Genomic DNA, 23,919 nt, shown 5'->3' with positions numbered 1-23,919 from the left:
AAATCCTTTGAGTAAGATACTGGCATTTATTCATACAATATTATCTCTTCATTCTAACTTAGTTTGTGGTTCAATTACCTGAAAATTGCTGTAAATGTGGAGCAGCTTATTGAGACAAATCCATCAAATTTGCCAGCTTGTAAACTATCCGCGCTCCCACATTACCATCCCACTCAGCATCACCAACTTCGCAGATATCAAAGCCAATAATTTTTCTTCCACTATTGACTAATTCCCGGAACAGACAAAAAGTTTGTTCTAATTCCAACCCACCGGGAACAGGAGTACCTGTATTCGGGCAGAGTTTTGGATCTAGACCATCAACATCAAAGCTAATGTAAACATACTCAGGTAAATGACTGATAATTTCTCGACATAAATCGATCCAAGTGATTCCAGAGTAAAGCTTTTGCTTAATAGCTGGGTCGTAATAAGCAATAATGCGACTATCAGATTGGTCAATCATTTGCACTTCATCATGACTAATATCACGTAAACCCACTTGCACCAGCTTAGAAATTTGCGGTATTTTCATCGCATTAAACATAATCGATGCATGGGAAAACTCAAATCCCTCATAGCGATCGCGTAAATCTGCGTGGGCATCAATGTGCAAAATGCCATAGTCTGGGTAGTTAGCCGCTAATGCTTGGAAATAACCTAAAGGCGAACTGTGATCTCCACCAATGACTGCAACTCGCTTACCATTATTAATTGCTTGTTGACAATTTTCAAACAACCATTGATTAACCTGTTCACCAGCCTGATTAATTTCTGTCAGGATAGGTGTTAAATCTGGTGTATCTGATAGTTCTTTACCTTCGGCTAATCGCTCAATAATTTTTGCTGCCAAGGTGCGATAATATGTGTTCTTCTCTAAAATATCCTGGGAAATTTCCACCATAAAAATTCCCTGCTTCCAGCCATCAGGGTTATCAAAATCGAACAAATCCAGTTGAGTGGAAGCATCTAGAATTCGCTGTGGACCGTTAGCAGTACCAGCACCATAAGAAACAGTGACTTCCCAGGGCACACCAAAGACAATCAGGTTTGCAGACTCGTAATCGCAGGGTAAACCTAAGAGGTTGCCATTTATTTCACCTACGCCGCTCGGATTGTAGTCTTGTAGTTTATTACTCATCAAGTCTCTTCAGGATTTAGGTAGATAGACAGCACGCCGCCTAGTGGACATCTGCATTTTGACACTCCCCGCGATAAATCGACGGGGATTCTTGGTTCAACGAAGCCACTTAACCTAGTGTCCTTGCGTCATCTAGACCAGAGGTGGGATTCTCCACGCCAGGTGCTTCAAGTCCTGTTTTACTTGAAACAATTTGTTCCAAAATTCTGAGTCGTGTTTCGACTTCGCTCAACACAAGTCTAGCCCCAATGAATCTTTTCCCTACTGCTAGGAGCAAACTAGAATAATGCAGTAGAACCGTATAGATGAGCCACTGCGTTGCGGGGGTTCCCCCCGTTGTAGCAAGTGGCGTTCAATTATCAAGGTGAGCGTGCTTTGTCTTTCGACTCGTGGTTTTTTAAGTGGTTAATTACCTTTCCACTATCATTACTATAGTATATTGGTACACTAATTAATTCAAAGCCGTCGTAGAACGACGTAGCTCTAAACCCAATTTTTCGGTAATCAAAATTTTTCACAGGCGGTAAACTACGGTTAGCTGACAAAAGTCCTCATACCAATTCTATGTGAGGCTGCGCTTTATTCACGTAGGGGCAATTCATGAATTGCCCCTACAGCGAGGTTTTGGTAAGTCCCATAGGCGCATCTTCAAAAAGAAATGGTATCAGTTCTCTTTTAGGGAAGTGGAAGCGATCGCGTTGATAAATTTAGTGCCGATCAACGAGTTGGTGTTCCTTGCTAAACTGCCAATAATCACTCGCCAAAGGAAGCAATTGTGACTACTACTGTACCATCAGTCAATGCTGTAACTGAAATTGAGACTCGAAAAGCCGATCACCTCCGCGTTTGTTTAGAGGAGGATGTGCAGTTTCAGCAGGTAACTAGTGGATTTGAGCGCTATCGCTTTACTCATGATTGTCTTCCTGAAATCAACCGCAGTGACATTAATTTACAAACTACCTTTTTGGGCAAAAATCTTGGCGCTCCCCTGCTGATTTCTTCCATGACAGGGGGAACCGAATTGGCGCAGCTAGTTAATACTCGTTTAGCTACTGTTGCTCAACGCTACCGATTAGCAATGGGAGTTGGTTCCCAACGAATTGTGATTGAACAGCCTCATTTAGCCTCTACCTTTGCCGTGCGCTCCTTTGCTCCTGACATTCTGTTGTTAGCGAACTTGGGGGCTGTGCAACTAAATTATGGATGTGGGCTTGATGATTGCTTGCATCTGGTAAATTCCTTGTCAGCAGATGCGTTGATTTTGCATCTTAACCCCCTACAAGAGTGTGTACAATCACGAGGAGATACAAATTTTCGGGGACTGTTGAGTAAAATTGCCCAACTTTGTCAGCAACTACCCATTCCTGTTGTTGTTAAAGAAGTAGGAAATGGCATTTCTGCGCCAATGGCACAAAAGTTAATTGATGCGGGAGTGACAGCCATTGATATCGCTGGAGCCGGTGGAACTTCATGGGCAAAAGTGGAAAGCCAACGCGCTAAAGATAACAAGCAGCACCGTTTGGGACAAACTTTTGCTGATTGGGGTTTACCAACCGCAGAGTGTCTGAACTCCATCAGAGCGATCGCCCCGACAATTCCTTTGATTGCTTCTGGCGGGCTAATTAACGGATTGGATGTGGCGAAAGCGATCGCTTTAGGAGCCGATTTAGCAGGTTTAGCTCGACCTTTTTTAGAAGCCGCCGTCAAATCGTCAGCCGCCGTTGATGAGTTGGTGGAAATTCTCATTGCTGAACTGGAAACAGCTTTATTTTGTACAGGCAATGCAACCTTAGCAGAACTGAGGAGTTCTGGGGCGTTGCAACGGATTTAAGGTGCTGAATTCTTACGGGATGGCATATTTTTATGAATATGTATAATAAATTACTATGCAATCATCATATTATTATGTCGTCCCAAAAGAAAAAGCCAATTGGATGTGGATGCTCAAATATTCCGATCTCTGTAATTATACTTGTCTTTGGAGGTGGTTATTGGTGGTTCAGCCAGAAAGGAAATCTAGATATCAGCAAGCTTTTACCTCAGAATCAACAAATCAATATTCCGATTTTGAATCCCACCCCAACTGCTTCTTCAATTCCCACTCCCCCTCTCATTCCAACTCCAACTGCTTCTTCAATTCCTACTCCCTCTTTATCAATTACTCCAAATTCCCCTGATGCTAATAGCCAAGCTTCACTGAAAACAATACCAGATGAAAAAACACCATTATCTCAAACTCCTTGGGAGAAGAAAGTAATTAGAGGAATTTATTTAACTCGCTACCAAATTACTAATAATGCCGATGAGCAAACAATTCGTGAAAGAGTTCGTTATTATCGCTCTCAAGGAATTAATACAATTATTCATGGTGTTTGGGGTAATGGTTGTACGATGTACAATAGCGACGTTATGCAGCAAACTCTAGGGTATAAAAGTTGTCCAAACCAGTTTCAAGAACAATGGTTAAATTGGTTGATTGATGAAGCGCATAAACAAGGAATGCAAGTTCACGCTTACTTTGAGAAGGGGATTAAAATAGATCAGAATAGTCCCATTTTTGATTTAGCGATCGCTAGAAAATGGATTGTGCCAGGAGTCGATAAAACCTATCCTGGAATCGATCATTATGTACTTGATGTAGATATTCCTGAAGTGACTAACTTCTTTACCAATATCTTAGTAGAGTTTGTCAAAAAATATCCAAATATTGATGCAGTTCAATGGGATGATTATCTAGGTTATTATGCTGAATTACCTGGAAAAGTTGACCACACTGCAAAATTAACCAGTTTTGTGCAACAAATGATCACCTCTATGAAAAAGGCTAATCCCTCGGTAAGCTTTGATATTTGCCATCATAACCCCTATTGGGCTAAAAAATATTTTGCGGCTGACTGGGAAAAATGGGGTGTGGATCGCGTATTTATTCAAGCTTATAACGATAGTAATTTTCTTGAGGAATTAAATTATGCTCAAAAATATGCTGGAATTGCAATTACAGATCGGCAACTGGGTCATTTAAAAGAATTAGTTGATAACCCAAAAATCAAGAGTGTCTTAGTTTTTCCGTTTTCGGGAAACCCAGAAAAAACAGCTTCTGACATAAAAAACTCAATGTGATACGGGAGCAATTAACAAGAAAGAATTCAGGAGTCAGGAGCCAGAATTCAGAATTGAATTCTGTGTGAATGTTGGTAGCGAGCCATCAAGCGGCTGAATAAACGGGTTTAAGAGGTTGTTTGAAAAGTATTTAGCTGTGATTTTAGGCATTTCTAGATCCCCCCTAACCCCCCTTAAAAAGGGGGAAGAATCAAAGTCCCCCAATGTATCGGGGAGCCAGTCCGGTCTTGAGGTTTCCCCAAGTAGAGCAAGTGGCGTGGATTTAGGGGGATCTAGAATGTTTTGCTACCAAGAAGAGGACTTTTCAAACAACCTCATAACTCGACTTTATTCAAAATGAAGAAGTCGGTTTTCTTTATCCGGCAAAAACCCTGGCTTTTTGGCAAATACTTTTTCTACGTCACAGATTATCAGTTAAATCTAAAAAGTAAAGCTACCGTCCCACAAAGGTTTCAGCCTCAGTTTAAGCCTTGCCAAGAAATGGATAAAGTCGAGCATAAGTCCCCCACTCAATCTCAGATTGAGTTGTCAACAAGAGAATGGCGAGTCTGAATCCCCGACGAGAGTGATTCTGACTTCAGAATTCTGAATTATTCTTCAACTTAGGGACTTCCAAGAAATAAATTATCCAAATAAACGAACCACAGAGACGCAGAGAACACAGAGGAATAAGGAGGAGAGAGTTTTTTCGCCAGTTTTTTGAGTATTTTTTTATTTGGAAGTCCCTTATTTACCTCGCTTAACTTCAAATCTCTGCAACCCTTCCGGTACTTCATACTCAACCACAACATCTTTAACTACAGCAGCAGGCGGCCCAGAGTGACACCAGCGAACCATGTCATCTACAACCTCTCGCGCCCCTTCAAAAACTGCCTCTACTCGATGATCAGGGAGATTCCGCACCCAACCAGTTAATCCCAACTGGCTAGCTGTATCCACAGTGGCGTAGCGATAGCCCACACCTTGGACTCGGCCAGAAATGAATACATGAGCGCGGATGATCTTTGGCAGTGCTGTGGAATTCTGCATAGAGTGGTCTAATCTTTACTTTTCCAGTCTACCTAGTAGTCTGTCAAATTCATTTTGACGGTTAGAGAGACGCGATAAATCGCCGTCTCTACAGAAAATTTATTCGTCAATTAGTTCTTGACAGACTACTAGTTTAGGTGTGAGACAGGAGTAAAAGAGAAGAGAATTGCCCTAAAAGCTTGCAGCATAAAGTTTTAAAACTCTTGCAACTCGCCGAACTTCTCTCGGCTTAATACGATGTTCATTCCCAACCGGAAGCGGGAACTATATTTATAATCGCCCTTCGAGTGAAATCGCCATTTGAGTAGTAGTTGGGAACTTCTCACCCAATGCTCCTTTTTGTTACTGCAAACTCCAACTTAAGATGCAAAATTCAGTTTCTCGGCTGTGCCAGTTTAGTAGTATCCTACTTACCTGTTTAATTTCCACTCCCGGACTCGCTCAAATTGTTCCCGATCGCACGCTTCCAGTAAATTCCCAGGTAACACCAAGCTGCACAAATTGCACCATTGATGGGGGCACAATCCGAGGCGCGAATTTGTTTCATAGTTTCCGCGAGTTTTCGGTTCCCACAGGCGGCGAGGCGTTTTTCAATAATTCTGCATCGATTCAAAATATCTTCACGCGGGTAACTGGAACCAATTTTTCTAGTATTGATGGGCTGATTCGTGTCAACGGCATTGCCAATCTGTTTTTACTCAATCCCAACGGGATTATTTTTGGCCCCAATGCTCAGTTAAACATTGGCGGTTCCTTTGTTGCCAGCACCGCCAGCAGTTTCAAGTTTCCCGATGGCAGGGAGTTCAGCGCCACCCATCCCCAAGCACCACCGTTACTAAGCATCAACGTGCCATTAGGATTGCAAAGGGGCAGTATTCCACCCGATTCGACGATCGCTAATCGGGGTAATCTCACTACCGGAAAAGACCTGACTCTGGAAGCAAACCACCTCGATTTGCAAGGGCAGCTGGTGGCAGGTAGAGATATCACCCTGAACGCTCAAGGGACGGTACAAATTCGGGATAGCGTCACCACTCCGTTTATCGCCAGTGCAGGCAGAGACTTAACGATTCAAGGGAATCAGGGCGTTGATATTTTTACCCTGAACCATCCCCAATCGCAGTTTCAGAGTCTCGGCAAATTGAGTCTGGTTAGTAATAGCACGATTTCAGGTGATGCACATTTTTTCAGTGGTGGTAAGTTCCAAATCCGCAGTCAATCAGGACAGCCCGCCACTTTTGTTAGCCTGTATGACCCGATTATTAGCAGTGCAGGGGATGTGGATATTGCAGGTAGCTACACTGGAGCGTCCTTGCTAATTGAGTCATTGGGCAGTGTGCGTATTCAGGGTAACATTAACATTGCAGCCCCCGATACTGTCTCCACCTTTGCGGGGAGTGATGCCATTTTGAGTACCCGTCCGGGGTTAATCATCCGGTCTGGGCAGACGAATCTGATTTATGGCGGCAGCAATCAAAACAATCCGCCTACTTACACAACTAGCACAGTTCCAAGTGGAATTACGCTGATGGGTAATGTGATGGTGCAACCGTTTAATAACGTTGGGGGAGTCGTTAGCCTAATCGCGGGCACTGGAGATATTAACGTTGCCAGTATCGATGTGTCCAATTCAACCGGGGGAGATGGGGGGACGATCGCTCTCACGACCTTGAATGGCAACCTCACTACCAATGGCTTGTTGTACTCAGCTTCAACCTCAACAACTGGCAACAGTGGCAATGGCGGCGCGATCGCTCTCTCTACTAACAATGGCGACCTCACCGCCAATGGCACGTTGTACTCAGCTTCAACCTCAGATAGTGGCAACAGTGGCAATGGCGGGGCGATCGCTCTCTCTACCAACAATGGCAACCTCAATGTCAATGGCACGTTGTACTCAGCCTCAACCTCAACAACTGGCAACAGTGGCAATGGCGGGGCGATCGCCCTCTCTACCAACAACGGCAACCTCACCACCAGTAATGGCGTGTTGTATTCACTCTCAGGCTCAACAACTGGCAACAGTGGCAATGGCGGGGCGATCGCTCTCTCTACCAATAATGGCAACCTCACCAACAATGGCACGTTGTACTCAGCATCAGGCTCAACAACTGGCAACAGTGGCAATGGCGGGGCGATCGCTCTTTCTGCTACCAATGGCACTCTCACCAATAATGGCTTGTTGTACTCATTTTCACGCTCAGATAGTGGCAAGAGTGGCAATGGCGGAGCGATCGCCCTTTCTGCTACTGATGGCGACCTTACTACCAATGGTTATTTGTACTCAGCCTCAAGTGGCACGAGTGGAATGGGGGGAGCGATCGCCCTCTCGACGACCAAGGGCAACCTCACTAATAATGCCGTGTTGGACTCAAGCTCAACGTCAAATAGTGGCAATAGTGGCAATGGCGGAGCGATCGCCCTTTCTGCTATTGATGGCAATCTCACCAACAATGGTTACTTGTCCTCATACACGGTCTCAGCAACTGGCAGTAGTAATGGCGGGGCGATCGCTTTTACTAGCACCAACGGCAACCTCACCAACAATAGCCTTTTGTACTCATTCTCATACTCAACAACTGGCAATAGTGGCAATGGTGGGGCAATCACCTTTACCAGCAACAACGGCAACCTCAGCAACAATAATTACGGTTACTTGTCCTCATTCTCGCTTTCAGACAACGGCAATAGTGGCAATGGCGGTGCGATCGCTCTAACCGCGCACAATGGCAACCTTGCTACCAATAACGATTTGTCCTCATTCTCCTACTCAAAAACTGGCAATAGTAGCAATGGCGGTGCGATCGCCCTAACCGCACCGAATGGGAATATTACTGGAGGGGGAAGTAGCCTGTATACCTTTTCGGTTGCGCCCCAAGGAACTGCAAACGCTGGCGGAAATGTCATATTAGACGCAAAAAACCAGGTGTCTGGACTGCAAATACTGACGGCATCCTCCTCGGCACAGGCGGGGGCAGTTGCGGTAAATGGGCAGGCAGATTTGGCGATCGCCGATACCGTAATTTTGACCGGGAAGCAGGTGATAATAGACACTCCGCTTATAGGGACAATCACGATTCCGGTTAGTGGAACAGGGCGATCGGGCGATGTCAGCATTACCAGCGCGGGTAATCTCACCCTCACCAACACCCGGATTGAAAGCGACACCAAAGGCAGCGACCCCGCCGGAAATATCACCTTTACCAGCCCTGGTCTAGTGATGTTCAACCAGAGTAAAATTGTCAGTAGCACCAGCAATAGCGGCAATGCCGGGAATATCACCATCACCACTGGACAGGGTATCAGCCTCACCAACGGTAGCAGTCTTGCTGCCACCACCAGCAGTACTGGCAAAGCGGGCGACATTACCCTCAATAGCCCCACAGTTCTCGTTGCTGGAGACGCACAGATTAGCGCCGCCACTCAGAGCAGTGGGCAGGGTGGCACTATTACCGTGAATGCTCCTACAACTGTCAATATCGCACAGGTGGGAGGTGCTGCCCCTGTACTTTCGGTAGCAGCCACCGATGCAGGCAAAGCCGGGGATATTATAATTAATAGCCCTAGTCTCAATTTGTCCGATAACGCCCGCATCGTTGCCACAGCTAGCGCCACGGCAACCAACGCCCAAGGTGGTGGTAGCATTACCCTTAATGCTTCCCAAATGAATCTGGCGGGGATCGTTGGCGTGTTTGCTGATACCCAAGGACAAGCTCCCGCCGGGACGCTGCGGCTGAATCCCTACGCCAATGACCCGACTTTAAATGTGTTCCTCGCGCCCCAATCCCAAATTTCTGCGTCTACCAATGGCAGTGGTAAAGGCGGCGATCTGATTCTTACTGCTCCAGACACGATTACCCTAACAGGGGCAGGGAAGTTAACTGCCGAAACCAGTAGCAGTGGCAATGCTGGAAATATTAGCGTCACGACTCGGCAATTTAATATTAATGGGGGGGTGGAACTATCTGCTTCCACCTCTGGCAGTGGCAACGCCGGAAACTTAACTATTGCTGCCGATAGCGTCAACTTGGTCCAGGGAGCGCGAGTATCCTCCAATACTTCTAGCAGTGGAGCCGCAGGGGATATTACATTTCAGACTGATCAACTAACTCTTAATGGTGCTGGTACTGGACTCTTTGCCACTACCACTGCGGGTTCTACGGGCAAAGGCGGTAACATTACGGTGGCAGCAAAAACGGCTTTATTCCAGGATGAGGCTGCGATCGCAGTGGGTAGTTTGGGTAGTGGTGCAGGCGGCAATATCTCGGTTACGGCTAATCAACTTAAACTTGATACCCGTGCGTCTCTCACTGCCGAAACTGCCAGCACTCAAGGGGGCAATATTACCTTGGATGTAGGTAATCTGTTGTTGCTACGGCGCAATAGCTTGATTTCGACTACCGCAGGCACTGCTCAATCGGGGGGCAATGGCGGCAATATTACGATTAATATTCCCAATGGGTTCATCGTTGGCGTGTTGTCGGAAAATAGCGATATTCGCGCCAATGCCTTTACTGGGAATGGCGGTAAGATTGGCATTACTTCTCAGGGCATCTTTGGACTACAGTTTCAGCCCCGAAACACGCCCAATAGTGATATTACTGCTAGTTCGCAATTTGGTGTGAGCGGGACGGTGCAGATTAATAATCTGGGTGTGGATCCAAGTACTGGAGTGGTGCAACTGCCTGTGGATTTTGCAGATTCTAGCCAACAAATTGCCACAGGGTGCAATGCTCAAGGCAGTAGTTTTGTGGTGACGGGACGAGGGGGTTTGCCGCCTAATCCAAATGAATCGGTAGGGAGCGATATCTACGACGGGTTACGCCTACGCACCTGGAATGATATTCGTGATGTCTCTGAATTTAAACGCCAAGGTAAACCCATCGCCCAAACCCCCTATACCCCGATCGTCGAAGCAACCGGATTCATTCGTACCGCAAGTGGAGAAGTTAAACTGATCGCCCAGTCATCTGGGAATGCTGGAGTTGGCAATGCCCCTGTTACCTGTGCGATCGCTAAACCGTAATACAAATCACAAAATCTGACCAATTCTGTCTTAGTACAGTTCATATTTCATTAACTGACAAGGCAAAGCTCCGTTATACACGGCAATCCTCTGGGATGATTTTAGTCCAATGGATTGAGACAGTTCCTTGTTGCCACTCAGCACAAATGCAGTCCAGCCTTTGAAGCGTTGTTTCAGCACATCACCCAAAAGTTTATAGAACGCCCCTAAATCGCTATCTCGCCCCAGGCGTTCGCCATAGGGTGGATTGCAGAATAAAACCCCACTGTCTGCGGGGGCGACAACATCAGCAAGTTCCATTTGAGAAAACCATACATGATTATCAACGCCGCAGTTTTGAGCATTGTTAATCGCTTGTTCGATTATATTTTCATCGCGATCGCTTCCCCAAATAGGTGCGGGTAGGGTATCCAGTTGGCTGTCTTTCGCTTCTTGGAGCAGCTTTTCTAAAAGGGGCAGGTCAAAATCGAGCCAATTTTCAAATCCAAAGGACTCACGAAACAGCCCTGGCGCTATATTAAGTGCCTTTAAGCTAGCTTCTAGGGGTAAAGTGCCAGATCCACAGAGCGGATCGTAGAACATCTGGTTTGGCTGCCAACCTGAAAGCTGAATGAGAGCAGCAGCCAGAGATTCCTTTAAAGGGGCGGCTCCAACCGCAGGGCGATAGCCTCGACGGTGTAGACTATTTCCAGAACTGTCAAGTTTAACAGTACAAAAATCGCGTTCAATATGAACATTGATCCGCACATCTGGTTCATGAAGCTCGACATTTGAACGTTCGCCCAGATTTTCTTGCTGCTGGTCAACGATCGCATTTTTGATCTGGAGTGATGTGAAGTGGGTGTGATTGAGACGATCGTTTTTGCCAGTGGTATTTACCGCCAGGGTCATGTCTGGCGTTAAATAGTTTTGCCAATCGATAGTCTGGATGCCGCGATAGAGATCCTTGGCATCAAGGCATGGAAACTCATGGATACTCACCAAGATTCGGAATGGCAGCCTCGCCCAGAGGTTGACGCGATAAAGTAGAGTGCGATCGCCCTCAAAGGCTACACCGCAAAACCCAGGCTCTACAGAATGGGCACCCAGTTGCTCTAACTCTTGAGCCGCGAGGGTTTCTAATCCGCGAGCAACCGTTGCAAAATAATTCATAATGACGCTCCTTCGTCGCTAACGCTGCGCTAACGTAATTCGTAATTAAAGGCTACTGAGAAGCTCAGATCCCCGACTTCTTGAAGAAGTCGGGGATCTTTTTGTTCGTAACTCCTGGACAGATTGCTATAGCAACTCAATTTCTCTTAGTACACGGAGATGGACTTTGCTTGTATAGTTGCGAATTCTATTCCCCTCATAACTTTTCTCAGAGGATGTTTTAAAAGTCCTCTCGTCGGTAGCAAAAAGTTTTAGATCCCCCTTTTTAAGGGGGACTTTGATTCCGGTCTCCCCCAATTTATCGGGGAGCCAGCGCAGTCTTGGGGTCTCCCCAAGTGGAGCGACTGGCGTGGGTTAGGGGGGATCAACAAGTGCCTAAAATTACAGCCAACCACTTTTAAAACATCCTCTAAGATTCATCTAGAAATTTCTATAATCAATCATTGTTTGGCGATAAGCATCTGGCAAACCTGTATCAAAACACTTCCCTTTAACAACATATCCTATCATTCCTTCTTCCTGACGTAATCTTTCCAGACAGGATGTTAACTGAAATTCACCTCGTTCTCGGAAATTTTGGCTGATATGTTCTGCTAGAAAGTCAAAAATTTTCGGCGTAAGTAAATACAAGCCAAATATCCCTAAAAACTCATTTTCTGACATTCCCTCTAAACGCAAATATTTTTTTGCATACTCAATGGTAGGCTTTTCATAAAGTTGTGTAACTGACAAAATCGAGTTTAACTCTTGCCAAACTCCGGTTACACATCCAGCTTTATGAATAATATCTGCTGGCATTGTAGTTAAGCCAACAATGCTTTGATTAACTTGTTCGTAAACATCTAAAACTTGACTAGCGCAAGATTTTTCAATATCAGATGCATAAATGTGATCGCCCAACATTAGCAAAAACGGCTCATCTTGTACCCAATCCTTGGCACAAAATACTGCATGACCATAGCCTAATTGCTCCTCTTGTAATAAGATGGCAATTCTGCTACCTATATCTTCGAGATATCGGCTGTATTCTTGATTTTGCGGTGAAAGTTTTTGTAAAAGTTCTTTTTTCGGTGGATTTTTCAATAAATCTTCAAATGTTTCTTGATCATCCGGTTGCACGACGATCGCTATTTCTGCAATTCCAGCACTAATCGCCTCTTCAATAATTGCGAGAATCACAGGTTTTGCCCTACCATCTCGATCAATAATCGGGAAAAGTTCTTTTTTCACAACTTTGGTAGCTGGAAACAACCGAGTACCAAAACCAGCTACCGGAATCACAGCTTTTCTAACTTGATTTTTCTGCATAAGCAGTTCATCACCCCAACTTTTCAAACAACTCCGCCAACACCACATTAGAAAATAAAAACCCTTGGGGATCAATCAAACGCAACCTTCCCTCTGCAACTTCCACCCAGCCTCGATCAAAATACCCTTGCAAACACCTGCAAATTTCCTCCACCTTCTCTTCGCCATAGGCTTCCGCCAACGCCGCCAAACTCACACCCTCCGCCAAACGCAACCCTAACATTAACGTTTCTAACAATACTTCCTTTGAGGGAGTCAGATCACAATCAATTACACCGCCAGCTTTTACCCACTGATAATACTCCTTAGTTTTACGTGGACGAGTAAAGCGTTTACCCTCAACATAACTCGCCGCACCCATGCCAAAGCCGTAATAAGGGCGGTTTTCCCAATAGACTCGATTATGCCGACACTGATGATCGGGTTGGGCATAATTGGAAATTTCATAATGCTCGTAACCGGCACTAGTTAAAACTTGCTGCCCCATCTGGTACATTTTGACTGTGGCTTCATCCGTAGGCAAAGGAGTATCACCAGGTTTGTAGTAACGACCAAAGGCTGTACCTGGTTCGATGGTAAGATCATAAATAGAAATGTGAGTGGGTAAAAGTGCGATCGCTTTTGTTAGAGAATCTTGCCATTGATCCAAAGACTGATGCGGCAACCCAGAAATTAAGTCTAAGCTGAATTCAGGAATCTCGACTTGGTGGATTAGTTCCACAGCTGCGAAAATATCTTCAACTGAGTGCGATCGCCCCGCAAGTTGCAATAATTCTCCTTGAAAGGCTTGTACACCCAAACTTACCCGGTTCACCCCTGCACTGCTATAGCCTGCTATATGTGGTAAATCAAAGGTGGCTGGGTCAATTTCCATAGAAATTTCTGCCCCAGGCACAATTCCAAAATGCTGCTCTAGCTCTCTGAGTATACGTTGTAGCTGCTCCGTTGATAGCAACGAAGGAGTACCACCACCGAAGAAAATTGTTTTTAGGGGTTGACCAAATGCTGGAGTCATGGCAATTTCTTGACATAGCACCTCAACATATTGGGAGATAGTACCAGATGTTTCGCCCCGCAAGCGATCGCCCACAACAGACACCGGGAAATCACAATAAAAACACCGCCGTCTGCAAAAGGGAATATGCACATACGCAGAACTGGCAATTTCAGAAATACTAAATTTTTGACTCATTTTGAGAAAAGATGAAGTTAAGCCAACTGCAAATTAGAGACAATAAAAATAAGTGGTTTATTTAGAAGTTTTTGTTGTTTTACAACGAAACAATGAAAAATATTAAGAAAAAAGCCATTAGTTATAATAATTGCAGATATTGCGCTACTAAACCCTTAGTGTAAGTCAATATTGATGAGTTTATCTTACCGATGAAATAAAAAATACTTAACTTTATCGGTGAACACAGTTGCAGGAAAACAAGACAACCATGCTTGACGCCATTATCATTTTTTCATTTATCCTGGCAGCGTCGGGAATCGGGTTCTACAGCATTGAACTGCTACCCAATGGGGCGCTAGATCAGGTAACGAATCTAGAAGCTTTACGCTTAGTTGTTGCCGTCTTTGCCGCTATTATAGGTGGTGCGATCGGGCTGAGTTTCCAGACGACATATCGTCGCTTGGAGGCACAAGTCAAAGAAATGCCTCTAGAAGTGATCTTAACTCGTGCGATCGGCTTAGTGATTGGGCTATTACTAGCTAACCTCATGCTAGCCCCACTATTTTTGCTACCTATACCGGCGGATTTTGGATTTATTAAACCACTAGTGGCAGTTGTCGGCAGTATTATCCTCTCCGTCACGGGGATGAATTTGGCGGATACCCACGGGCGAGGCTTATTGCGCTTTATTAATCCTAACACCGTCGAATCGATGGTTGTGGAAGGAACGCTAAAACCCGCCAATACCAAAGTTTTAGACACCAGTTGCATTATCGATGGTCGCATTGAAGCCTTACTAGAAACAGGGTTTTTAGAAGGGCAAATTCTCGTCCCACAGTTTGTCTTGCAAGAACTCCAACAAGTAGCCGATGCTAGCAAAGACCAAAAACGGGTGCGGGGAAGGCGAGGGTTAGAAATTCTTAACCGCATTAGGGAAGATTATCCCGATCGCATCCTAATTAATGGAGTTGATTACGACGATATTCCCACAGTAGATGCCAAGTTAGTGCGCTTTGCCCAAGAAATTAGCGGCACACTGCTAACCAACGACTACAACTTGTCTAAAGTCGCTAGTGTTCAGAAAGTACCTGTTTTAAATGTGAATGATTTAGTGAATGCCGTCCGTCCCAGTTATTTACCTGGTGACAACCTGGATTTGAAAATTCTCAAGGAAGGCAAAGAACCCAGTCAAGGTATTGGCTACCTAGATGACGGTACAATGGTAGTCGTTGAAGAAGGCCGCAATTATGTGGGTGGTGAACTGCGAGTAGTAGTCACCAGTGCTTTACAAACTACAGCCGGAAGAATGATTTTTGCCAAACCCCAAGCTTCAGCTTTGGCGTGAAGCAATGGGATGTTTAATTCGAGTGACATTTAGTAATCGGTGCAGGTTGACTGCACCGATTATTTATTGATTTGACTAAGGAGACTCACTTGCCTGTAAATACTGCAACTGCTCAATTGATAACCCTGTGACTCTGCCAATCTGTTCTAATGGCATACCAGTATTAAATAGATTTCTTGCCACTTCAACGAAGAGGCAGGGGGCAGGGGGCAGGGAGCGGGGGGGAATGACCCCTGACTCCTGCCGTGTAGCGGAGCGGAACATGGGTCTGAGTCCCCCACTTCTATTAAGTGGTTCTCGTTCAGGTGGGGTCGAATCCCCCTTTCTGTTCCTTCTCCCCAGCTAAGAGCTCCCTGCTCCCCTGCCTCTTTTTCAAGTAAAGCTTCAGCTTTGCCTTCTTCTAAAATATCTTGATAAATCACTGACTCGCGCATAATATCTGACCTCAAAACTCGAAGGGTAACCTCTTTGTCTAATACTAAACCAGCTAAAATCGCTGTGGAAGCAGCAATATTACTTTGATTTCTTGATTCTGTCTCCTCCGACTGTAGCAGAATTAGGGCATCAGCCCGAATGGGTTCGAGAGATAATTCTTTTGGACTTAATTCGGTTAAAGTGATGGGTTCGCCTAATAACCAAGTGGCGAAGTCACTGGAGAAGTTTTCAGCTAAAAATTTGCAGATATTGTCAAAATTCACAGGTATTTTTCCATTACATAGTTTTGAAACCAAACTCCCCGCCGTTCTACTTGCTGTTCCCTGACTATGCTAAATCCCTTATTTTCAAAAAATGGCTTTGCAGTAATACTCGCTTCTGTATATAGCCGTTTAATTCCTCGGAATTTGGCAGTATTTTCTATATGAGTTAAGAGTTTTGAGCCAATGCCCTTTCTTTGGTATTTGCTATGACAATAAAAACAATCAATGTGACCATCGGGTTCTAATTCTCCAAACCCAACTATCTCACCATTATTTTCTGCAATGTAGGGAAGCTTGGCTTGTAATCTTTTCTGCCAAACTTCATAATCCATACTTTCCGGTGCCCAAGCATTGACTTGTTCTTGAGTATAATCGCAAATATTGATTTCATGAACTGTATCGTAAAACAGCTTCATTATTATCTTAGTATCAGATAGTCTATATTCTCTAACGCTCATATAGCGGTTCCCATTCAGATGCAGTACAAGGTTACATCACGAGGTGTAGGGGCACGGCAATGCCGTGCCCCTACGGGTGTACCTCACCTAAATGATAACTGCTATATTAAAGCCTAAGAGGATGTTTGAAAAGTCCTATTCTTGGCAGCAAAACATTCTAGCTCCCCCTAAATCCACGCCACGTGCTTCAAGTCGGGGAACCGCAAGGGCGCAGTGGCTCCCCGATAAATTGGGGGACTTTGATTCTTCCCCCAATTTATCGGGGAGCCAGCGCGGTCTTCTCCCAAGGGGAGACGCTAAAAGCGATAGCGCCGGCGGCAAGCGAGTCCGCGTTCGCTTTTAGCGTCTCGTAGAGAGCGTCTGGGGTCTCCCCAAGTAGAGCGACTGGCGTGGGTTAGGGGGGATCAATCAGTGCCAAAAGTCACAGTGAAACACTTTTCAAACAACCTCTAATGTTCATAAATCTCTAATGGCAAATTATCAGGGTCTTTAAAAAAAGTAAATTTCTTACCTGTAATTTCATCAACTCTGATATTCTCTACTTCTAACCCTTTTGATTTTAAATAAAAAACAGTTTGCTCAACATCATCAACTTGAAAAGCAAGATGCCTTAAACCACAAGCCTCGGGTTTACTAGCCCGTTCTGGAGGATTAGGGAAAGAGAATAGCTCTATTTGAGCATTCTCTGCGACTTTTAAATCTAATTTATAAGAATTTCTCTCGGCACGAAAAGTCTCTTGAATAATCGAAAAGCCTAAAATTTCTACATAAAAATTTTTGGAGCGATCGTAGTCAGAACAAATAATAGCAATATGATGAATAGCAGTAATTTTCATAAATGATATGGAGTTTTATTTAAAAAAAATATTCTATGGTTTTTTACTACTTATTAATAAGTTTATTTAATAATTCTTTAACCTCTCCTGCATCATTAAAAGCATTGACAAATAAGCCAATAAATACTATGAAAAAAAGATGCTACGCTAGATCGTTACTAGGTGAGCGGGATAAACCATGTATAGTTAGTAGTGTTAACGCTGACTCAAATACTTATTTGTTTAGTATTCAGATGTTCTTATATACTTGCAGATATATATCAAGATAAACGCTCTGAAGATTTATGTATATAGAAAAATATATTTCTTATATAGCCTAGTTTAAATATCAATTTATACCTTGTGTTCTTTCACAAAAAGCTTCATGATTGATTGGGAAAGCCCATAATTCTAGGTTAGTTAGTTAATAATGATGCCGATATACTTCATAAACTTTTTCGATTCATAGCAATAAAATATCTGCTCTTAATCTCAAATTTACTCATATTGGAGTTGGATTGACTCATGCTAGAAGGATGGATTCAAATTGGATTAACGCTACTAATTGTAGTAGCAATTACTCCCTTTTTTGGGCGCTACATGGCGCGTGTATTCCTAGAGCAAAGAACTTTTCTCGATGTGATTTTGAATCCCATTGAGCGAGTGCTTTACTCTTTGGTTGGCGTTCAAGCCCAAGAAAATATGACGGGTTGGCAGTATGCGCGAGCAATCCTGTACAGCAATGTAGTCATGATGTTGCTGATTTTCTTCCTGATCGCCAATCAGGGATGGCTACCGCTTAACCCGACCAAGATAGCTGCCCCAACCTGGGATACTATCGTACACACTACCATTTCCTTTATTACCAATACCAACCAGCAGCATTATTCTGGTGAAACCTACTTGAGCTACGGTAGCCAAATGTTCGGGCTGGGCTACCACATGTTCACTTCAGCTGCAACGGGGATAGCAGTAGCGATCGCCTTTATTCGCGGTTTGACTGGTAGATCATTGGGCAATTTCTACGTAGACCTGATTCGCTCAATTACCCGAATTCTACTGCCCATTAGTATTATCGGTGGCATCGTCTTCATGGCCCTTGGTGTGCCAGAAACCTTGGCGGGGCCAGCAGTGTTTCCCACCTTAGAAGACCCGAATGTTAGTCAGGCGATCGCTCTTGGTCCAGTTGCCCATTTTGAAATTATCAAGCAACTAGGAGAAAACGGCGGCGGCTTTTTCGCTGTCAACTCAGCACACCCCTTTGAAAATCCCAACGCATTTTCTAACTTAATTCAGATCGTGGCAATGCTTTCGATTCCCACCTCGCTGATCTATACCTATGGCTTGTTTGCAAATAACATCAAACAAGCCTGGTTACTCTACGGCATGGTCGGTGTAATTTTTCTCGGATTTCTGATTGTCACCGCCATTGGAGAATACAACGGCAATCCGGCTGTCAACACGCTTTTAGGGAGTCAGCAACCGAACCTAGAGGGTAAAGAAGTCCGCTTTGGTTGGGCAGAATCGGTATTATTTGCGGTAAGTACAACTGGCACCATGTGCGGCGCTGTCAACAGTTTCCACGACTCCTTTATGCCCGCCGGTGGTTTTATATTTCTCTCCAATATGTTCCTGCAAATTATGTGGGGTGGACAGGGTACTGGAACAGCTTACTTGTTCGCCTATAGCATTCTGGCGGTATTCGTCACAGGTTTGATGGTGGGACGCACACCAGAATTTTTGGGACGCAAGATTGAAAAGCGTGAAGTCGTCCTTGCTAGCTTCTTAATTTTGCTGGTTCACCCCATCGCCATTTTGATACCGGGGGGAATCGCCTTAGCTTTTCCCGATCAACTCTCAGGTATTAGCAATCCCGGCTTTCACGGATTTTCTCAGGTGATCTATGAATATGCCTCAGCTGCTGCCAACAATGGCTCTGGGTTTGAAGGTTTAGGAGATTCACAACCATCTCCCTTAGCGATCGCCACAGGCACAAAAACTACCGTAACCGCCCTATGGTGGAACCTGAGTACCTGCTTCAGTTTACTGGCTGGACGCTATATCCCCATCATCGGTCTGCTGCTGCTAGCCGATAGTATGTCCCGTAAGCAAGCTGTTCCCTACACAACTGGTACCTTACGAACCGACACCGGACTATTTACAGGCGTTACCGCAGGCGTAATTTTAATTCTGGGCGCACTAACATTCTTCCCAGTGCTAGCATTGGGTCCTATTGGTGAAGCTTTCTTTATCTCCAAAGGTATCGGTTAGAAAGTGGGGAGTGGGGGAGAAATCAATTCAAAATTCAAAATTCAAAATTAAAGAATTTATTTCTGCCTCCTCTTTCCCCATACCCAATACTTCTCTTCTTAGGCTGCGCCAACGGCAACTCTTGGAGACGCTACGCGTAGCAAGATCCCCGGAGGGGTACGCTCAGTACAAGTGCCCAATGCCCCATTCCCAATCCCTAAAATTTAATGTATGCCAACTACTACTGATTCTCCTTCACGTATTCCATCTGGAACTCGTGACTCGCGCAGACACACCCCCAAAGCTGATATGCGGGGACTTTACCAGAGAGCAATTCGTGAGTCATTTGTCAAGCTCGATCCTCGAATTACTGTCAGAAACCCAGTTATGTTTGTTGTTTGGGTAGGGACAATTGTCACCTTCCTTGTTACCCTTAACCCAAATCTGTTTGGCACAATCCATGCAGATATCAACCAACAACGTCTGTTAAACGGGTTAATTACCTTCATTCTCTTTTTCACACTGGTTTTTGCCAACTTTGCCGAAGCTGTAGCTGAAGGACGCGGTAAAGCACAAGCTGATTCACTGAGATCGACGCGATCGGACACGATCGCTAACAAAATTCTCCCCGATGGTTCCATAGTAAAAGTCAATTCTACGGAACTGCGACGGGGCGATTTGGTCCAGGTGGTTGCTAATAACATGATTCCCGCCGATGGGGATGTGATTAAAGGCATTGGCTCAGTGGATGAGTCTGCCATTACTGGGGAATCTGCCCCTGTACTGAAGCAACCAGGTACAGATATTGCCAGTTCGGTGACAGGAGGTACACGCCTACTATCCGACGAGTTGACAATTCGCATTAGTGCTGATCCCGGTCAAGGGTTTATCGATCGCATGATTGCCCTAGTAGAAGGGGCACAACGCACCAAGACTCCCAACGAAATTGCCTTGACGGTATTGCTAGCAGTACTAACACAGGTGTTTTTGATTGTGGTGTCAACAATCCCTCCCTTCGTTGGCTACATTGCGACCTTTATCAGCACAGCCTTTGGTCCTGAGGCAGGAAACAGTTTGCGTGCAGGTGCTAGCGTTGCTATTCTCATCTCGCTACTGGTAGCTTTAATTCCCACAACTATTGGTGGTTTGCTCAGTGCGATCGGCATCGCTGGGATGGACAGAGTTGCCCAATTTAACGTCATCGCTACCTCTGGTCGAGCAGTAGAAGCCTGCGGCGACATCAACACCCTGGTACTGGATAAAACTGGCACGATCACATTAGGTAATCGCATGGCTGATGAGTTTATTCCCTTGAATAACCACTCACTAATAGACGTAGCGCGAGTTTCCCTAGCTGCTAGCTTGTTTGACGAAACGCCAGAAGGCAAGTCAATTGTGATATTAGCAGAAAAGTCTCAAGCTGGGGTAGACTTCAATATCGACAAAGCCGAAGGTGTGGAATTTTCGGCAAAAACCCGAATGAGTGGCACGAATCTACCTGATGGTAAACAAATTCGCAAAGGGGCGGTAGATGCCATTAAAGGGTTTGTCCGTTCTCGTGGCGGCCAGGTTCCTGATGATATCGACGCAGCTTATGAGCGAGTTTCCCGCTTAGGCGGTACACCCTTAGCTGTCTGCCAAGATGCCGATATTTATGGGGTTATTTACCTCAAAGATATTGTGAAACCTGGACTGCGAGAACGATTTGACCAACTCCGCCGCATGGGTGTTCGCACCGTCATGCTTACAGGTGACAACCGAATTACCGCTTCAGTAATTGCCGAAGAAGCTGGGGTTGATGATTTTATTGCCGAAGCGACTCCAGAAGATAAAATTGAGGTGATTCGCTCGGAACAATCTCAGGGTAAGCTAGTAGCAATGACGGGAGATGGTACTAATGATGCACCTGCCCTCGCTCAAGCAAACGTAGGTGTGGCGATGAACTCTGGGACGCAAGCTGCCAAAGAAGCTGCTAACATGGTGGATTTAGACTCTGACCCCACCAAGCTAATTGACTTAGTAACCATAGGTAAACAGTTGCTAATTACCCGTGGAGCATTGACAACATTCTCCATCGCTAACGATATCGCCAAATATTTTGCCATCATTCCCACGATCTTTGCAGCTGCTGGCATCGGCGCACTGAATATCATGGGATTAAAGAGTGCCCAATCTGCGATCATCTCGGCGCTGATTTACAACGCCCTGATTATTCCCGCATTAATTCCGCTAGCACTCAAAGGGGTGAAGTTCTTACCTTTAACAGCAGATCAACTGCTACGTCGCAACATCTTAATCTATGGCCTTGGCGGCATCATTGCTCCGTTTATTGCCATCAAACTGATAGATATTATCCTACCTTTGTCTTAATTGATTATGAAACTCGTTCATCTCCGACGCACTATCGTTGCATCCCAAGTATTAGAAGCAATAACTGAAATCTGGTATCAATGGCGTAGACAAAAGCTACCACTGTATTTGTTCTTGGCGATGTGTTTCAACCTAGTGGTTGCACCTATAGTCTATGCCGCTACTGGTGAAGAACTTTCTCGCAGTCAATCTTGGGGATTGGGATTGTTAGGACTGACGACGCTAGGGCTTTCCATCTATTTATTTTTTGTCATGTTTGTACCGGAGAAATTTTAATGAGTTTTGCACGCGAAGCTAGTAGAGCTGTTCGTTCTACCTTAGTACTCTGGGTAATCGGAGCAATTATTTATCCTTTTGCGATGATTGCCATTGGGCAGACTGTGTTTCCGTTTCAAGCAAATGGTAGTCTACTGAAAAATAGCGCCGGTCAAGTTGTGGGTTCTGCTTTAATTGGTCAACCTTTTACTAGCGATCGCTATTTTAACAGTCGTCCCAGTAGCACCAGCTACAGCACAGCCGATCCCAAAAAAGACGATGGCGGAGTTTTGAAAACTGGAGTTTCTGGTGCTAGTAATTTGGCTCCCAGTAATCCCGCATTACTAGAACGGATCAAAGGTAAAGATGACCCCGATCCCACCAAAAAAATTGAAGGTGACTTGCCTCGTCTGAAAAAAGCAGGTGTGCAGCCCACTGGCGATTTAGTCTACAGTTCTGCTTCCAGCCTTGACCCCCACATTACCCCTGAAGCTGCCGCAGCGCAAATTGCACGAGTAGCTAAGGCGCGGGGAGTTCAGCCGAACCAACTGGAAACTTTGATTTCTCAAAACACCGATGGTCGCTTTCTCGGCATCTTTGGCGAACCTGGAGTTAATGTGTTGAAGCTGAATTTAGCTCTCGATCAGATTAAGAAATAAACGCAGATTACTTACAGCTATTTTCAGTTAAATAGACCACGCGGTAGGGGCACAGCAATGCTGTGCCCCTACGACTGTTCCACATCTAGCAGTCCACCACATCAACATTGCAGGGTAAAATCCTTCTCTCTTCCTCTGTGTTCTCTGCGCCTCTGCGGTTCGTTATTTAACTAAAACCTGTTGGTCTATATCATAACTATATCTCTAAATATATACCTAATTAACTAATCAATAAACATAGTCATATTTGCTTAATACATTTCATATATCCTTAAAATATATCTACAGAAAAACATATTTTTCTTTAAAATATTAGACAATATTATTAGAACTAAAATATGTTTCATGCTAGAAAACAAAAAAGTTTTAGATCCAAGCCTGTTTGGTGTTTTAATCGAAGACAATAGCGTTTACTGCGGTTTTCATTTAGCTGAAATCCAGTTACCTGAGCGATGCGTTTTTGTAGGAATTTTAAGAGAAAGTCAAGTAATTTCAGCAACAGATAATCCGACTATGTTTGCTGGAGACTACATTTTAGCAATAGCAACTCATCCCATGATGATTCCCGCTCTCAAAGTAACTCTCAAGAAAATTCATTCCGTTTACTATTCCCTCAACAATTGCTTACTAGAAGCTGTTTAATTTAGATGAAATTTACGGAATATGAGTTCGATTAACTAAAGGTTTCTAATATGCATACTTCGGAGATTTTCCGACTTGATGTATCAGCCCAAAAAAGTGTTAACCAGTCCACTCTCCTAGAAGCGAACCTGGCGAAGATAACACAGAATGACACAAAAGCACACAACGGAGACATCCCCTTTGTAGCAATATTTTTGGCTCACATTTCCTTCATGATTGTTTGGGCAATGGTCGTTTATCTTGTTTCATCTTTCTCCAAAGCACTAGAAAATCCCTCAGGAAATGCAGCAGAATATAAAGACGAAATAGTAAGCTCCAAACATTTACAGCAATATCCCTGTGAAAACTGCCAGTTTTTTAACAACAACCGTTATCTAAAGTGTGCAGTACAGCCAGCTATTGCTCTCACGAAAGAAGCACTCAATTGCTCTGACTACAGTCCTAAATAGGTGAGTTTCTCGCTACACTATAGCGATC

18 protein-coding genes are annotated in these 23,919 nt (G+C 44.6%); 10 read left to right on the top strand and 8 right to left on the bottom strand.

Annotated elements, in window-relative coordinates:
* Nucleotides 1–106: 106 nt before the first annotated feature.
* Nucleotides 107–1,141 (bottom strand): agmatinase SpeB, encoded by a 1,035-nt coding sequence (gene speB / locus V7K97_RS31650; protein WP_334804939.1) that lies wholly within the window; start codon nt 1,139–1,141, stop codon nt 107–109.
* A 775-nt stretch (nt 1,142–1,916) separates the two neighbouring features.
* Between speB and fni the strand changes: the two genes are divergently transcribed.
* Nucleotides 1,917–2,972, top strand: coding sequence for a type 2 isopentenyl-diphosphate Delta-isomerase (gene fni, locus V7K97_RS31645; protein ID WP_334804937.1), 1,056 nt, complete (start codon nt 1,917–1,919; stop codon nt 2,970–2,972).
* Nucleotides 2,973–3,046: 74 nt separating this feature from the next.
* Complete coding sequence (locus V7K97_RS31640) at nt 3,047–4,261, top strand: family 10 glycosylhydrolase (RefSeq protein WP_334804936.1); 1,215 nt, start codon at nt 3,047–3,049, stop codon at nt 4,259–4,261.
* A 726-nt stretch (nt 4,262–4,987) separates the two neighbouring features.
* Here the strand turns inward: V7K97_RS31640 and V7K97_RS31635 are convergent.
* Nucleotides 4,988–5,290 (bottom strand): acylphosphatase, encoded by a 303-nt coding sequence (locus tag V7K97_RS31635; protein ID WP_334804935.1) that lies wholly within the window; start codon nt 5,288–5,290, stop codon nt 4,988–4,990.
* A 364-nt stretch (nt 5,291–5,654) separates the two neighbouring features.
* Here V7K97_RS31635 and V7K97_RS31630 point away from each other — a divergent pair, with 364 nt between their 5' ends.
* Complete coding sequence (locus tag V7K97_RS31630) at nt 5,655–10,316, top strand: beta strand repeat-containing protein (protein ID WP_334804933.1); 4,662 nt, start codon at nt 5,655–5,657, stop codon at nt 10,314–10,316.
* A gap of 30 nt (nt 10,317–10,346) precedes the next feature.
* On the opposite strand, the gene V7K97_RS31625 is transcribed toward V7K97_RS31630, so the two are convergent.
* From V7K97_RS31625 to hemW, 3 genes are all read right to left on the bottom strand, one after another.
* Nucleotides 10,347–11,468, bottom strand: a complete 1,122-nt coding sequence (locus tag V7K97_RS31625) for a THUMP domain-containing class I SAM-dependent RNA methyltransferase (RefSeq protein ID WP_334804932.1) — start codon at nt 11,466–11,468, stop codon at nt 10,347–10,349.
* A gap of 420 nt (nt 11,469–11,888) precedes the next feature.
* On the bottom strand, nt 11,889–12,776 hold the full coding sequence (locus tag V7K97_RS31620; protein WP_334804931.1) for a UTP--glucose-1-phosphate uridylyltransferase: 888 nt from the start codon (nt 12,774–12,776) through the stop codon (nt 11,889–11,891).
* Between the two features lie 10 nt (nt 12,777–12,786).
* Complete coding sequence (gene hemW, locus V7K97_RS31615; protein ID WP_334804930.1) at nt 12,787–13,968, bottom strand: radical SAM family heme chaperone HemW; 1,182 nt, start codon at nt 13,966–13,968, stop codon at nt 12,787–12,789.
* A 250-nt stretch (nt 13,969–14,218) separates the two neighbouring features.
* Here hemW and V7K97_RS31610 point away from each other — a divergent pair, with 250 nt between their 5' ends.
* Nucleotides 14,219–15,295, top strand: coding sequence for a PIN/TRAM domain-containing protein (locus V7K97_RS31610; RefSeq protein ID WP_334804929.1), 1,077 nt, complete (start codon nt 14,219–14,221; stop codon nt 15,293–15,295).
* 146 nt (nt 15,296–15,441) lie between these two features.
* On the opposite strand, the gene V7K97_RS31605 is transcribed toward V7K97_RS31610, so the two are convergent.
* The 3 genes from V7K97_RS31605 to gloA2 all read right to left on the bottom strand — a co-directional run bounded on the left by V7K97_RS31605 (nt 15,442) and on the right by gloA2 (nt 17,287).
* The gene (locus V7K97_RS31605) at nt 15,442–15,993 is read right to left on the bottom strand and encodes a hypothetical protein (RefSeq protein WP_334804928.1); all 552 of its coding nucleotides are present in this window, start codon (nt 15,991–15,993) and stop codon (nt 15,442–15,444) included.
* The gene (locus V7K97_RS31600; protein ID WP_334804927.1) at nt 15,990–16,451 is read right to left on the bottom strand and encodes a GNAT family N-acetyltransferase; all 462 of its coding nucleotides are present in this window, start codon (nt 16,449–16,451) and stop codon (nt 15,990–15,992) included. Before V7K97_RS31600 ends, V7K97_RS31605 begins: the two co-directional genes overlap by 4 nt.
* Before the next feature lie 449 nt (nt 16,452–16,900).
* On the bottom strand, nt 16,901–17,287 hold the full coding sequence (gene gloA2, locus V7K97_RS31595) for an SMU1112c/YaeR family gloxylase I-like metalloprotein (protein WP_334804926.1): 387 nt from the start codon (nt 17,285–17,287) through the stop codon (nt 16,901–16,903).
* Between the two features lie 504 nt (nt 17,288–17,791).
* Here gloA2 and kdpA point away from each other — a divergent pair.
* The 6 genes from kdpA to V7K97_RS31565 all read left to right on the top strand — a co-directional run bounded on the left by kdpA (nt 17,792) and on the right by V7K97_RS31565 (nt 23,891).
* Nucleotides 17,792–19,537, top strand: coding sequence for a potassium-transporting ATPase subunit KdpA (gene kdpA / locus V7K97_RS31590; protein WP_334804925.1), 1,746 nt, complete (start codon nt 17,792–17,794; stop codon nt 19,535–19,537).
* Between the two features lie 210 nt (nt 19,538–19,747).
* The gene (gene kdpB, locus V7K97_RS31585) at nt 19,748–21,886 is read left to right on the top strand and encodes a potassium-transporting ATPase subunit KdpB (RefSeq protein WP_334804924.1); all 2,139 of its coding nucleotides are present in this window, start codon (nt 19,748–19,750) and stop codon (nt 21,884–21,886) included.
* 6 nt (nt 21,887–21,892) lie between these two features.
* Nucleotides 21,893–22,162 (top strand): potassium-transporting ATPase subunit F, encoded by a 270-nt coding sequence (locus V7K97_RS31580; RefSeq protein ID WP_334804923.1) that lies wholly within the window; start codon nt 21,893–21,895, stop codon nt 22,160–22,162.
* Nucleotides 22,162–22,800, top strand: coding sequence for a K(+)-transporting ATPase subunit C (kdpC, locus tag V7K97_RS31575; RefSeq protein ID WP_334804922.1), 639 nt, complete (start codon nt 22,162–22,164; stop codon nt 22,798–22,800). Before V7K97_RS31580 ends, kdpC begins: the two co-directional genes overlap by 1 nt.
* Before the next feature lie 345 nt (nt 22,801–23,145).
* On the top strand, nt 23,146–23,442 hold the full coding sequence (locus V7K97_RS31570; RefSeq protein WP_334804920.1) for a TrkA C-terminal domain-containing protein: 297 nt from the start codon (nt 23,146–23,148) through the stop codon (nt 23,440–23,442).
* A gap of 50 nt (nt 23,443–23,492) precedes the next feature.
* A complete protein-coding gene (locus V7K97_RS31565) occupies nt 23,493–23,891 on the top strand; it encodes a hypothetical protein (RefSeq protein WP_334804919.1) in 399 nt (132 codons plus the stop codon).
* Nucleotides 23,892–23,919 lie beyond the last annotated feature (28 nt).

Origin of the sequence: Nostoc sp., from assembly GCF_036917815.1 — a bacterium.
In the GTDB taxonomy this organism is placed as follows: Bacteria; Cyanobacteriota; Cyanobacteriia; order Cyanobacteriales; family Nostocaceae; genus Nostoc.
Note: the sequence above shows the minus strand (reverse complement) of the source record. Positions and strands in the feature narration are given on the sequence as shown.